Source organism: Herbaspirillum sp. AP02, assembly GCF_015767275.1.
Taxonomy (GTDB): domain Bacteria; phylum Pseudomonadota; class Gammaproteobacteria; order Burkholderiales; family Burkholderiaceae_D; genus Herbaspirillum.
Genome location: NZ_JADWMY010000003.1, coordinates 96,299 through 109,639, shown reverse-complemented (window position 1 = coordinate 109,639; position 13,341 = coordinate 96,299). Strand labels below are relative to the sequence as shown.

11 protein-coding genes are annotated in these 13,341 nt (G+C 66.1%); 1 reads left to right on the top strand and 10 read right to left on the bottom strand.

Going from position 1 to position 13,341, the window contains the following annotated elements:
• Window positions 1-4: 4 nt before the first annotated feature.
• Genes I5R65_RS08980 through I5R65_RS08955 form a run of 6 tightly spaced genes read right to left on the bottom strand, consistent with a single transcriptional unit; the run spans window position 5 to window position 6,111 of the window.
• Window positions 5-1,582 carry a response regulator gene (locus I5R65_RS08980; protein ID WP_231395123.1) on the bottom strand — a complete coding sequence of 526 codons (1,578 nt, stop codon included), beginning with the start codon at window positions 1,580-1,582 and terminating at the stop codon, window positions 5-7.
• A 22-nt stretch (window positions 1,583-1,604) separates the two neighbouring features.
• The gene (locus tag I5R65_RS08975; RefSeq protein WP_180670117.1) at window positions 1,605-3,410 is read right to left on the bottom strand and encodes an ATP-binding protein; all 1,806 of its coding nucleotides are present in this window, start codon (window positions 3,408-3,410) and stop codon (window positions 1,605-1,607) included.
• Entirely contained in the window at window positions 3,407-4,456 is a 1,050-nt protein-coding gene (locus tag I5R65_RS08970) for an ATP-binding protein (RefSeq protein ID WP_180670115.1), read from the bottom strand. Before I5R65_RS08970 ends, I5R65_RS08975 begins: the two co-directional genes overlap by 4 nt.
• Window positions 4,441-4,851, bottom strand: a complete 411-nt coding sequence (locus I5R65_RS08965) for an ATP-binding protein (protein WP_180670113.1) — start codon at window positions 4,849-4,851, stop codon at window positions 4,441-4,443. The genes I5R65_RS08970 and I5R65_RS08965 overlap by 16 nt, the downstream gene beginning before the upstream one ends.
• A 33-nt stretch (window positions 4,852-4,884) precedes the next feature.
• Entirely contained in the window at window positions 4,885-5,241 is a 357-nt protein-coding gene (locus I5R65_RS08960; RefSeq protein ID WP_180670111.1) for an STAS domain-containing protein, read from the bottom strand.
• Window positions 5,242-5,244: 3 nt separating this feature from the next.
• Window positions 5,245-6,111: an STAS domain-containing protein gene (locus tag I5R65_RS08955; protein WP_180670110.1), complete on the bottom strand. Its 867-nt coding sequence runs from the start codon at window positions 6,109-6,111 to the stop codon at window positions 5,245-5,247.
• Between the two features lie 330 nt (window positions 6,112-6,441).
• Between I5R65_RS08955 and I5R65_RS08950 the strand changes: the two genes are divergently transcribed.
• Window positions 6,442-6,732, top strand: coding sequence for a hypothetical protein (locus I5R65_RS08950; RefSeq protein ID WP_180670108.1), 291 nt, complete (start codon window positions 6,442-6,444; stop codon window positions 6,730-6,732).
• A 32-nt stretch (window positions 6,733-6,764) separates the two neighbouring features.
• Here I5R65_RS08950 and I5R65_RS08945 read toward each other — a convergent pair whose 3' ends face one another.
• Genes I5R65_RS08945 through I5R65_RS08930 form a run of 4 tightly spaced genes read right to left on the bottom strand, consistent with a single transcriptional unit; the run spans window position 6,765 to window position 12,988 of the window.
• Window positions 6,765-7,991: a DUF2399 domain-containing protein gene (locus tag I5R65_RS08945; RefSeq protein ID WP_180670106.1), complete on the bottom strand. Its 1,227-nt coding sequence runs from the start codon at window positions 7,989-7,991 to the stop codon at window positions 6,765-6,767.
• Window positions 7,992-8,002: 11 nt separating this feature from the next.
• A complete protein-coding gene (locus tag I5R65_RS08940; RefSeq protein ID WP_180670104.1) occupies window positions 8,003-10,816 on the bottom strand; it encodes an ATP-binding protein in 2,814 nt (937 codons plus the stop codon).
• Window positions 10,816-11,625 carry a hypothetical protein gene (locus tag I5R65_RS08935; RefSeq protein WP_231395122.1) on the bottom strand — a complete coding sequence of 270 codons (810 nt, stop codon included), beginning with the start codon at window positions 11,623-11,625 and terminating at the stop codon, window positions 10,816-10,818. Before I5R65_RS08935 ends, I5R65_RS08940 begins: the two co-directional genes overlap by 1 nt.
• Window positions 11,618-12,988, bottom strand: coding sequence for a hypothetical protein (locus I5R65_RS08930; RefSeq protein WP_180670102.1), 1,371 nt, complete (start codon window positions 12,986-12,988; stop codon window positions 11,618-11,620). Before I5R65_RS08930 ends, I5R65_RS08935 begins: the two co-directional genes overlap by 8 nt.
• Window positions 12,989-13,341 lie beyond the last annotated feature (353 nt).

Here is a 13,341-nt window from a genome sequence, read left to right as displayed (position 1 = left end):
TGCTTCAGGCGCGGGCGCGTGGCGGCGGACGGCGCAACTCCAGTTGCGCCAGGGTATCGAGGTCGACCGGCTTGACCAGGTAGTCGTCAACGCCGGCATCGTAGGCTTCGCGCTTGTCTTCATCGCTGCTGAAGCCCGAGCAGGCCAGCAGATAGATTTCACGGGTGGCCGGTTCGGCACGCAGGGCGCGGATCAGGTCGTGACCGGTCATGTCCTTGAGTCCGATGTCCAGCAGCACCGCGTCGGGAACCCATTCCTTGGCACGGGCAATGGCGCGCGTGCCGCTATAGACCGCCTGCACATCGTGGCCCAGCAACTCCATCAATTCCTTCATGGTGTCGGCGATGTCGATGTTGTCGTCCACCACCAGCACGCGCATGCCGGCACGCGGTGCGCCGTCGGTTGACGCTGCTGCGTTTGTGGCATTCGTGGCAGTCGTCTCGGTCGTCGCATTTGCCAGGTCAGAACCGCTGGCGGTCTTGTCCGGCATGGTCCGCGGCAGTTCGATGCGGAACACGCTGCCCTGGCCGATGCCGGCACTCTGCACGGTCAATTCGCCCCCATGCAGCTGGACCAGGCTACGCGCCAGCGAGAGGCCGATTCCCAGCCCATCCTGACGATCATGACCCAGCGCATTGGCCTGGGCGAACATGCCGAAGATATCGTCCAGCCGCTCGGCGGCGATGCCGATGCCTTCATCCCGGACTGTCAAGACCACCTTGTCGGCCTCAGCCTGCGCCGCCAGGTAGATATGACCGCCCTCCGGGCTGAACTTGGCAGCATTGTGCAGCAGGTTGATCAGCACCTGGGCCAGCCGGACCTCGTCACCGTCCACCGCCAGGCTGGCATCGGCCATGTCCAGCTGCAGCTGTTGACGCTTGCGCTCCATCAGTTGCTGGGTCGATTCCAGCGCATTGTGGATGACCTCGGCCACCAGCGTGCGACGCAACTGCAGCGCCAGCTTGTTATGCGACAGGCGCGACACGTCCAGCAGGTCGTCCACCAGCCGCACCATGTGGTCAAGATGATTGGAAATGGTGTTGCGGGCGCGCAGTTCCCAGTCCGGCGCATCCGGCGCCCGGGTATTGAGAATGCCGATGGCATTGCGCATGGGGACCAGCGGATTGCGCAGTTCATGCGCCAGGATCGCCAGGAACTCGTCCTTGCGGCGGTCGATCTCGCGTAGCGCGTTCTCCACCTTGGCCAGGCGCAGCAGCGCATGCACGTTGGCCACCAGCTCGGCCGGTTCGATCGGTTCGAACAGGTAGTTGTCGGCGCCGCCTTCGAGGGCGCGGATCTTGTCGGCCAGACCGATGTAGGACGCCGAGGTCTGCAGCACCAGGCAGGAGGCGGTGGCCGGATCGGCCTTGAGGCGGGAGCAGACTTCCATGCCGTGGATGTCGGGCAGCTTCACGTCCAGCAGGATCAGCGCCGGCTTCAGTTCGCGTGCCAGCGCCAGTGCCTCGGTGCCGCTGGCAGCCTCCACCACGCGCAGCCCGGCCTTGGTCAGGATACGGGTACGCGCATAACGGGCGGCATCGGTATCGTCGACGTTGAGGATCAGTTGTTGAGGTTGGCTCATGGCAGGCATGGATAACATGGGTTTAGGCATTGACCTCGCCGACGGCGATTTCGTTTCGCAGCATGGGTGCGTTCACTGGTACCAGCGAACGCAAGGCCGCCAGTAATTCGTCGCGCCCCACCGGCTTGAGGAAATAGGCGTCCGCACCCAGTCCCATGGCCTTGCTCTTGTCGTCCACATCGGAGGCGATGATGACTGGCACATCGCAACGCGAGGGGTCGTTCTTGAGCTGCACCAGCCAGTGCCAGGAATCCTTGCCGTCCAGCAGGATGTCCAGCACCACGGCGCAAGGCTCGCCGTTGCGCCACAGGGCTTCGGCCTCGGCCACCGAAGAGGCCGGCACCACGCGGAACTCCGACTGGTGCAGGTAGCGCTGGTACAGCAGGCGCAATTCAGGCCGGTCTTCCACCACCAGCACCGGCAGGCTGGCAGCCGATGGCTCGGGTCGCTCGTGCAAGGCCAGCGGCTGCCCATCGAGCCTGCCCTCGGTACCAGCATGGATGACCGGGATCACCGCGCTGAAGGTGGAGCCCTGGCCCTGCTGGCTGCTCACTGCCACTTCGCCGCCCAGCAGCATGGCCAGCTGGCGGCACAGCGGCAGGCCCAGGCCGGTGCCCTTGACGTGGCGTTGCAGGTGGTTTTCCACCTGCGAGAATTCCTCGAAGATGATGCCCAGATGTTGGGGCGGGATGCCGATGCCGGTATCAGTCACCGAGAAGCGGACCGTACCGTCGCGCAGCGGCTCGGCGGTCACCGTGATGCTGCCCTGCTCGGTGAACTTGATGGCGTTGGAGATGAAGTTGCGCAGGATCTGCGAAAGCTTGCCTTCATCGGTGAACATCTCGCACTCGTCCGGGGCGACGAAACTCAGGCGCAACCGGTCTGACACCAGCAAGGGACGCAACATACCGCGCAGGGCGCTGAAGAGTTCGGCCACCTGGAAGCGGCTGGGCTGGATCTCGACCTTGCCGGCCTCGATCTTGGCCAGGTCCAGCAGGTCGTTGACCAGTTCCGACAAGGCCCCGGCGCTGTCCAGGATGTACCGTACCTGGCGTTCCTGCTCGGTGCCGAGTTCGCCATCGACGCGGTCCAGCAGCAGCTTGGCCAGCGCCCGGATGGAGGACAGCGGAGTGCGGAATTCATGGCTCATGTTGGAGAGGAAGCGCGACTTGGCCTCGTCGGCGCGGCGCAGGTGGTCAGCCTTTTCATCCAGCTCGGCATAGAGCGCCACCACGCCCCGGTTGGTGTCTTCCAGCTCGCGGGTCAGTTGCAGCAATTCTTCCTGGCGCCCCTTGAGCTCGGCCAGGGTGGTGAGCAATTCCTGGTTCTGCTGCTGGGTTTCGAACAGGGCCAAGCCGGCCGGCGCAGCCGCCAGCGCGCTGCCGATCTCACCGGCCACGCGCGGCGTGATCAGGCGCGCCGCCGCCGGCAGCAGCTTGCGCATCCACACGGTCGTGCCCTTTCCAGGAGCGGTCTCGATAGCGAAGGCATCCATCAGCTTGCGCGCGCCCATCAGCCCCAGGCCCATGCCGGTGCTGGAACGATAACGTCCGGACAGCACCAGTTCCAGGTCGGCAATGCCAGGTCCCTGATCGCGCACGCACACGAGCAAGGTCTGCGGGGCGGTGCTGCCTTCGATGGAAAATTCCACCTGACCGCGCCCGGCGTAGCGGAAGGCATTGCGCGCCAGTTCCGAAATGCTGGTGGCGATGCGCACCTGGTCCTGCTGGGCGAAGCCGCACAATTCAGCGATCTGGCGCGCCCGCTGGCGGGCGCCGACCACATCGATTTCATTGCCGATGGCCACGGTGAGCAAACGCAAGGTCATCCCGCCTCTCCCTGACGCAGGACCATGACGCTGACATCGTCACGACCCCGATAGAAATCACGATAGAGCACTGCTGCAATCACGGCCGCATGCGTGTGCTCCAGGCCCGGATAACCGTCCAGCGACCAGCGGCTGGTCAGCCCGTCCGAATGCAGGATCAGCACCATGCCATCCTGCCAGGGCGTCTCGAACTGCTGTACCTTGCGCAGGTTGTGGCCGACGATGCCATTGACCGACACCAGGTGACGGCGTTGGCCGTCCAGGCTGGTACAGCAGGCGATATTGCCGACCCCGGCAAAGCGCACCTTGTCGGCCTGCACATCGATGCTGGCGATGGCCACCGCTGCGCCCCGCGTCTTCTGCAAGGCGGCATGCATCTGCTGGACCAGCTCGGCGGGTGGTCGCACACGGCTGACCGCCGCCATGTCGGCCAGCACCTGCACGGCGCCATCGGCGGCATCGGCAGCGGCATCGCCGTGGCCCAGGCCATCGGCCAGCATCAGCAACAGGCCATCATCGACGGCAGCCGCCCAGCCAGCGTCGCCGCATCGTTGCTCGCCCGCCAGGGGCAGGCAGACCAGACCACATTGCCACGGCTGCCGCGCGCCCGGCGCCTCCCACAGCACGGCGCGCAGGATCGTGCCGCGCTCGGGCCAGGAATAGAGGTCGAACTCATCGGACTGGCGCCGGATCGCGCCCAGTCCCACGCCATAGGTGCCGGCCGTCGAATTGCCATCGGCCATGGCGGCATGGGCATCGTGCATGCCAGGGCCACTGTCGATGGCCAGCATCTCGATGCCACGTACCACGGCGCCCGCTGCGGTATTGCCCATGACCGAGCGCAACACGATTTCTCCATGCCCGGCATGCTTGAGGATATTGGTCGCCGCTTCGGTCAGCACCAGCGCCAGCCGGGCCGCCGGTTCCTGGGCAAAATCCAGTCGCCGCGCCAGGTCGACCGCCGCCCGTCGCGCTGCTGCGACATCGACGGTTTCATTGACGGCGACGCATTCCTCGCTGCGCGAGGCCGTCAGAACAGTTTCCATTTGATGATGCTTACCTGGGTTCCCGCGCCCGGCGCGGTATCGATCTCAAATTCATCGGCCAGCCGCTTGGCGCCGGACAGTCCCAGCCCGAGGCCGCCGCCGGTGGTGTAGCCATCGGTGAGTGCCAGCCCGATATCGGCGATGCCCGGTCCCTGGTCGGCAAATACCAGCCGCAGGCCACGTTTGCTGCCGTTATTGAGCTCGTCCACGCGGGCCTCGCCGCCACCGCCGTAGCGCAGGGTATTGCGTGCCAGTTCGCTGGCCGCCGTCACCATCTTGGTCTGTTCCACCAGCGAAAATCCCAGTCGCACCAGATGGTCGCGCACCAGCTTGCGCAGGCGCACTACGTCTTCGTCGGTCTGCAGGGCTTGGGTCAGGAGTTGCTGTTCATCCACCGTGTACCTCGCACGGCATGTGGGGCGCGCCCATCAGTCTCGCTCCGACTCAAGCAGCTTGACGCCGCGTTCCACATTGAGCGCGGTGCGCACGCCATCCAGCGTCAGGCCCAGCTCAACCAGGGTGATCGCCACGGCCGGCTGCATGCCCACCACGACGGTGCGGGCGTCCAGCACCCGCGCCATGGAGGCGGTATTGCTGATCATGCGACCGATGAAGGAATCCACCACGTCCAGCGCGGAAATGTCGATGAGCACGCCGCGCGCGCGGTCCTTGACGATGCGCTCGGTCAGGTCGTCCTGCAGCGCCATGGCCAGGCGATCATGCATGTCGACCTGGATGGTCACCAGCAACAACCGCCCCATGCGCAGGATAGGGATGCGTTCCATGGATTACTGCTCCGTATTCTGGACGGTAACCCGCGAGCCGGTCTTCTTGAGCGCGATCATGAACGCGTCGGCCAGGGTGGCCTTGGTGGTCACGTCTTCCAGGTTCACGCCCAGGTGCACGATGGTCTGCGCAATCTGCGGGCGGATGCCGCTGATGATGCAGTCCGCGCCCATCAGGCGCGCAGCGGCGATGGTCTTGAGCAGATGCTGGGCCACCAGGGTATCGACGGTGGGTACGCCGGTGATGTCGATGATGGCGATCATGGCGCCGGTCTCGACGATCTTCTGCAGCAGGCTCTCCATCACCACCTGGGTGCGTGCACTGTCGAGGGTGCCGATCAGCGGCAGCGCCAGCACGTTCTGCCACAGCTGCACCACCGGGGTGGACAGCTCCAGCAGTTCCTGTTGCTGGCGCAGGATCACCTGCTCGCGCGCCTTCTGGTGGACTTCGATGGTGTACAGGCCCAGCTTGTCGAACAGCGAACTGGTGGCCGCAATCTCCTGCGCCAGCTGGGCCGGCTGCTCGCCCAGGGTGCTGCGCAGATGGTCGAACAGCGGCTCCTTCAAGGCGAACACGAAGCTGGCGGTATCCAGCGAGGAAAAGCCCTGCAGCGCACGCGTACGCGACACCTCGCCCAGCAGGTGGCGTGCATCGGCCCAGTCGTTGCCGTCGGTATCGCTGCCGGCGCCGGTTTCCAGGGTACGTGCCAGGATGCCGATGAATTGCTCGGCCTGGCGGCGGATTTCGAATTCACCGCTTTTTTCCTTGCGGCCCAGTTTGGACGTCAAGGTCTTGAGCCAGTGTTCCAGCAGGCTTTGCTGGTGGTTGTTGAGGATCAGGGTCAGTTGCTGGGTGTGGGCGGAAGTCATCTTCTTTTTGTATCCTGGACGAGGCTGCCGTCCGCTTCGCGTGGCTGGGCGGAAGGCGAAATGGAAAGGTACCGCGCGCCTGCAGTCCCCCTGGACGCACGGTCTGACCATTCTAGGTGACGCGGCTTTGAAGCTATGCAAGACAACGCCCACAAGCCTCGTAGGAATCCATTACCCATCCGCCCTTTCCCCGCCCTTCCCCCGCCATTTTCCTGGCCGTTGGAAATGGTCGCGTTTGCGCTCACGCCCTGCCCTTTGGCAAGCTCGCCCGACGCTGTTTATAATGCGGCCGAAACCATAGGAGGGAAGCAGTTGGGTCAACGTGCAAACATGATCTCTTGTTACGAAGTGACGGGACATTCTTCGCCGTTCATGTTCAGGGTCTGGTGCGCCAACCGCGCCGACACCTGGTTCGTCAGCGGTGTGGAAATCCGCCACCGGTCGCTCGGGCAGCTCTTTCCCAAGCGCTCGCTGCCGGGCCTGTATGACTCCAAGCCCCTGGCGCTGGCCCGCGGCATCCACTGGTGCGAATGCGTGGCCCACCAATTGCTGGAGGCCGAGGTACCGGAAGTACCGTCGGGACTCTTGCCGCCTTCCAGGATAGTGCGCGAGCTGCGCTGACGCCTGCCACCGCGGCCGCGCCCGCCCTCACCTTACAACCAGGCTTCCTGCTCGGCCTTGCGTCCCTCGGTGTGCATCGCCTCGCACAGGGCGCGTAGCGCAGCCGGCAGTGAGGGCCGTCCCAGCAACCCGTCCAACAAGCGGCGATCATGCGCATTCAAAGGCCAGCGCTGGGTAGTGGCCTGCCATTGGGCGAGCCCCATCTGGTAGGGCTCCCAGGCCAAACCAGCCTGTTCCCATCGACAGCCGACCGTGCAGGCAATGTCGACACCGGCCGGGTCGGCATCGGCGCTGATCCATGCCGGCGCGGGGGCCAGTCGCAGCAAGTGCGACACCATCGTCAGCCAGGACGACGAGGGACGTCCGGGCATCCACAGCAGTGCCACGTCGGCTTTGCGCTGACGTGCCTGCAGTTCGAAGCTGGTACGGTTTTCGATCAACCACCATTGCTGCGGTGACGTGATGGCATCGGCGCCCAGCAAATCGTCCAGCGGCAGGCCGAGGCAATGCAGCGGCGCCAGTTCCAGCCGGCGTCCTTGCCAGGACAGGACCAGATCACCCGAGAGCCATCCCACCTGGGCAAAACTGGCGATGCCCAATCGTTCGAGATCGAATAACGCGTCCAGCCAGCGCCACTCACTCGCGCTGAGCGACTTGGTCAGGTCACGTGCATGGAGCGCAAAATTGCGCCGCAATCCCTGCTGGCCACTGTCGTGCCAACTGGCCAGCGCGCGCAGCAAACCCAGGCGAGCGTCCAGCACGTCGGTGCGCAGGGCCTTGTCCTCTTCCAGCGCCTTGAGAGCGAGCGTGAATTCATCCAGCAGGTCGGGGTCCAGCAGCGCCTGCCGGGCATTGCTGCGTTCGTGCAGCCACTGCCAGGCCTGCTCCAGAGCGGCTTGTCGCGCCTGCTGTCGTTGTTCGGCGTGGATGATGCCCAACAAACCCTGCAGGCGGCGCAGATCGCGCCAAGCGATGGTCTTCCACAGCCAATTGCCGCCCTTGAACTCCTCGCGCCGGCTGATCCAGCCCTCTTGCAGCAGACGCTGACACAGGCGTTCGGCACGTTCGATGCCCAGCCCCACGGCGTGCGCTTCCTTGAGCATGGCGTCGCGGCCGCGGGAGCCGGCCTCGCCTCGCGCCCAGCGTTCCAGGGCGGCGCGCTCTTCCTTATCCAGCAGCGGCAAGGTGTCGGGCACCTCAATGGCGGCGACCAGCTCGTGGAGATTGCGGCCACGTGGTGTCTCCAGCAGCGCACTCATGGTCCGGTGCCTCAGGCATCCAGCCGCAGCCGCCGCTGCAACACCCCGATGGGCGGTGCCCAGCGGGCTTCACGCGGCTTCTTCGAGGTCACCAGCGTAATGTCGGCCGGCTCAAAGACTTCGACGTTGTGCGTGATCGGCGTGGTCAGCACGTACTGGGCGCGGGTCGACTTGAGGAAGTTGCCGACCAGCTGGATGTTGCGCACATCCAGGTGGGCAAAGGGTTCGTCGATGAAGACGAAGCCGCCCGGCATGTCGTCGTCCTTCAACAAACCCACCAGCAGGATCAGCGACTTGATGACCTGCTGCCCGCCCGAGGCTTCGCCGTCGTTCAGGCCGATCTCACCCTTGCCATCGAAGTTGAAGCTGACCTTCAGCTCGGCCTGACGCAGCACGGTGTCGTCATTGTCCAGGTGCGGCAGGTCGGCACTGACGATCACGCCGGCCAGTGCACCGAGATCGACGATGTTCTTGCGATAGCGCCGCACGGTGGCGCGCAGCACGTCGATATAGCGCTCGCGGGCATTGCCCACCGCTTCCTCTGCCTGGGCATTGCTGACCTTGCGCGAGTCCAGTTCGTTGCGCTGGTTGCCCACCGTGCCTTGCATGATGAGGTGCTTGTCTTCGACGGTGCCGTCCTTTTCCCACTGCCCCGTTTCCAGGTCGTTCTCCACCGCCGCCATGCGCAGTTCGGCCTGCTTGGCGTTGCTGTATTTCTCGTACAGCACCTGCACGGCATCAGCGGCGATCCAGCGTTGCGGGAAGCGCGCCTTCTGCGCCCGCGAGGCCAGCGCGCGGGCGCGCTGTTCGTCGTGGCGGGCGCGCCAGTCGCGCTCCTGGCCGGCCAGGTCGCCTTCGGTGTCGCGCAGGCGGCGCTGCAGGCCCTGGTATTTGCCATCGATGATGGTGCGCTGTTCGATGGCGTCGGCATGCTGAGCATCCAGTTGCGTCCAGCGTTCGCTGGCGGCTACGCGGGCCACGCGCAGCGACGGCAACTGCCGTCTTGCCTGCTCGAATTCTTCACTGCGACGCGCCAGTTCCTCGGCAGCCAGGTGGCCTTCCGTGGCTTTCTTGGCGGCCTCCAGCTGGCGTTTGACCTCGCTTTGCTTGAGCACCACATCGGTGAGCTGATCGTCCAGCGTGGCCAGGCGCTTCTGGATCGAGGCCTGGCGCGAGGCCATGGCGGCGGCGCCGAACTGATAATCCCCCGGATCGCGCCAGACGCTGCGCCCGCCCCGGCCATCGCGCCAGTAGGCTTGCGGCGTGATCCATTCGCCGCCCAGGCGCGCGCCCTCGACGGTATCGTCCACGCGACGGATCTGCGCCAGCTGGCGCAGCAGCCAGGACGGTGCCTTGGCCGAGAAACGCAGCACCGCCAGCAGGCTGTCGGCGGCCGGCTGGGCCGGCGCGGTGGCGGCGTCCGACACCACGTAGTGGCGATAGCGCTCGCGCTCGGCCAGGGCCATGGCGGCGGCTTCATCCTTGGGGTCGTCCAGCACCACTACCCAGCAGGAGGCACGCAACACGCCTTCGGCCGCGGCGCGCCAATGGTCGTCGCCGATCTCGATGACATCGGCCAGGATGTGGTGCGCAATACCGGCCTGACGCAGGCTGCGGCTGAACTGCTGCACGTCGCCCGGCTTGGGGGCCTGGCGCTGTCCGCTCAGGCGTTCCAGGGCGTCCTGGGCGTCCTTGCGCTGCTGCTCCAGGTCACGCCAGCGGTCGTTCAACGTGCCCTTCTGCTGCTCCAGTTCTTCCACTCGCGAGAGCAGTTGCACAGCATCGCCTTCCACCGCCGACAGGGCCAGCAGTTCATCGGCCTGCTTGACCAGTTCTTCGACCGGCTTTTCGGCATCGCGGGCCTTTTGCTGGGCCTGCTGGGCTTCGGCCTTGTCGCGCTCCAGCGTGGTCACCTTCTCACGGGCGGCCTGCTGTTGCGTCAGCAACGCCGACAATTGCAGGGCGTCGCTGCTGCGCTGGCGACGTTGCTCGTTGTGATGCAGGCGCTGGCGGTGCAGCTCGCGCAGGCGACCAGCCGTGGTCTGGCGTTCTTCATGCCAGCGCAGCACGGGGATCACTTCGGTAGCCAGGATTTCGCGCTCGCGCAGCTTGCCCTGGTATTGGCGATACAGGGTCACGCGGCTGTCGAGCTGGGCCAGTTGCGCCTCGCTATAGGCCAGTTCCTGCTCGGCCAGCGTCACTTCTGCAGCGAGGTCGCGCTGGTGGCGGCGGGCTTCTTCGTAGCGGTCCAGCACTTCCTGGTCGCCGAAGACCTCGAACACCAGCCGCAACAATTCCTTGGGCGAGAATTCGCACAGGCGATCGGTCTGGCCCTGCTCCAGCGCCAGCACGCGGGCGATCGCGCGCGACAGGCCGGCGCCTTCCAGACGACGGCGCCAATGGTCCAGGCCCAGCCAGTCCTTCTCCGGCAACTGCGCCAGGGTTTCGATGGCGACATCGCCATCGCTCATGCAGTAGCGTCGCTGCCAGTCGCCGCCATTGCGCTCGATGCGACACGCCAGCGTGACCTGATCGGCATAGAGCAGGTTGCGGGCAAACGGACGGGTCGAGGTCTGGCGGCCATGCGGACGGTTGTCCACCGTGGCGCGCAGCCAGGTGGTGTCGGCGTTGGCGTGCCGGGCATAGGTCTTGTAGCTGCGCCCGCCCGAACACTCCAGCCCGAGCAGGGTGCGCATGGCGTCCAGCAGCGTGGTCTTGCCGGAGCCGTTGGGGCCGGCGATGGTGATGATGGAACCGTCCAGGGGCAGCGTCAGGCGCTGGCAATAGTCCCACTGCAGCAGTTCCAGCGATTGCAGGTGGAACATCAGAACTCTCCTTCTTCTGCCGGTGGTGCGGATGATTGTGCGGGTGATGGTGCGGATGATTGTGCGGATGATTGTGCGGATGATTGTGCGGATGATGGTGCGGGCGATGCTGCAATCTGGTCGGCGTCGGCCGATGCGGCTTCTGCAGCTTCGGCGGCATCTTCGCGGGCGTTGGCACGGGCCAGGACTTCGCCCAGCGCGCCATCGAGAATGCGCGGCGCCAGCGCATCGTAATCCAGCAGCAGGTCCAGCAATGGGCCTTCGGCGATATCGTCACCACGTCGCACGATGAATCCATGGGCTTCCAGGCGGCGCAGGTTGCCGTCCATGCGCATCTTCTTGCCCAGCTGCGTGCCGAAGTCGGCCAGCAGCGATCGATAGGACACCACCGGGCTGACCTCGGCGGCGCTGGGCATGGGCTTGTCGGTCTGGAACATCTCTTCCTGCTGCTCGCCGGCGTCACCGGCGGCGCGCGCCGACTGGCGCTCGCGCTTGGGCAGCACGATCAGCGACCACAGCACCACCAGCAGCGAGATCGCATCGCGTGGCAGATCGATGTTGTTGTTGGCATTCATGCCGGCTTCGCCGAAGACGGCGTACTCGGCCGGGCGCACCAGCGCCACGCTGATGTGGTCGGCGTGGATGTTGTCTACCAGGCGCAGGCCGACTTGCGCCAGCCGGTCCTGCAGCGCCTGCCACAGGTCGGCGTCGATCAGGGCGCGGCGCACGCGGGGATGCTTGCGCGGCAGCCAGCGGCGGGCCAGCAGTTCGGCGGCCAACAGGCCGGCCTCGTCTAGGGTCTCACTCATTCGGTCTTTCCGGGGATGGGTCTGGATGGACGGCGCCGGCACTGATGGCGGCGACATCCGGGTCATCGATTTTCTCGACCAACGGCAGGAAGCCGGCCTGCCACGGCAGGCGTGCCAGGTCGCCGGTCTGGCCCTGCAGGGTCTGCGCCTGGCGGTCGCCCAGCAGCGGCAGCAATTGCAGGCGGTAGGCGGCCTTGCCGAAGCTGCCGCCCAGCACCACGGTTGGCAGCGGCAAAGGCTGAAGCTGCGGCTGGCCCTCAGCCCCCTCTTGCGGCAGGGCGCCCAGCTGGCTCAACTGCGCGATCAGCTCGCCCAGCTCGACCGGCATGCGCAGCGCTTCGATCTTGCCCTCCACAGCCTGGGCGGGTGGCGGCAGTCCTTGCGAGCGTTGCGCGTCGGGGCGGTCGCGTTCCAGCTCGCCCTCGGCCACGTCCAGCAATTCATGGCCACTGACGAAGACCGGCTTCACACCCATGGACAGCGCCTCGCCCATCAGGGATGACAGGTCGGGATGGCTCTGCAGCCAGCGCCGCACGTCCGAACTGGTCACGCCGGTGCTGCCCAGGGTCACGCGTTGGCGGTCGGCCTGCTGCAGGGCGCGGGTGAACTGGCTGGCCATGGTCAACAGACGGGCCTGGCCATTGCCCAGGGCGCGGGCTTCGCGCTCCAGACGGGCGTCGGCGTGTTCGCTGCGGATCAGGGCGGTGAGAGCCTCACCGGCGCGGTTGACCAGCTTCAGGGCGCGGTCGAAACGCGGCTGGGCTTCGCGCAGCAGGGCTTCGGAGCCGCTTTCGATGGCATCGGCGAACTGGTCGTGCAGGCGCGCCAGCTGGGCATGCAGGTGGCGGATCTGGCTGGCATCGGACAGGCCCAGCGCCTGGGCGCCGGCCACCTGCGAGAGCAGCGCGGCCATCTCGTCGTCCTCGCCGACGGCGCGCGTGAGCGGTGCCAGCAGGGCTTGCACCTGCTGGGCGATGGACGAGAGCTGGTAATCCTGGTCGGTGGCATCCCAGACCAGCAGGCCCAGATCGCGCAGGCGCTTGAGCGCGGCGTCCATGGCCTCGGGCTTCAGGGCGTAGAACAGCTGGTTCAGGTCCTCGCGCTGCAGCCGCCCTTGCGGCTGGGCCGCCAGTTCCAGGAACACCCAGATGCGCAGGCGCGCCGCCGCCTGGCCGCCGGAGACCAGGCCGCGCAGGGCGTCCAGCACATCCAGCCGCTGGCCCAGGCCCCAGGCCAGGGGCGCTTCGGCGGCCTGGGTGGGATCGCGGAAATAGCTCTCGAAGGAGCCTGATTCATGCTCGTCCGCGAGGGGAGCGGGGTCGAATTCTTCTGTCAATTTGTCGTGGAGGTTGGCCAGGATCATGCCTGGAGCCCGCCCTGCACAGTGGGCGGATCGGCAAGTTTAGCAGGCCCGGGGGTTGGCCTCCAGCAAAGCGGGTGGCAGAACGCTGGGAGCGGGGAAGAGACTAGGGCCTGTTCACATTCAATCTGTGAGATGCGTTGCCCCCAGAAGGCGGGGTGGCAAGGCGCGCGTCAGGGCTGGTGGTGGTGCCACCAGCCCTGACGTGCAACGCGGCCAGCGCGCCTTCTGGGGGCAACCCTCCGGGAGAGGCCGCCAAGCGTCGCCTGCCGTTGTTGCAGCTCCTTGCCGTGGCACCACCACGGCGCGTCGCCGCGCCTAGGCAGACAACGCTTGGCGACCTCTCGCACTCACAG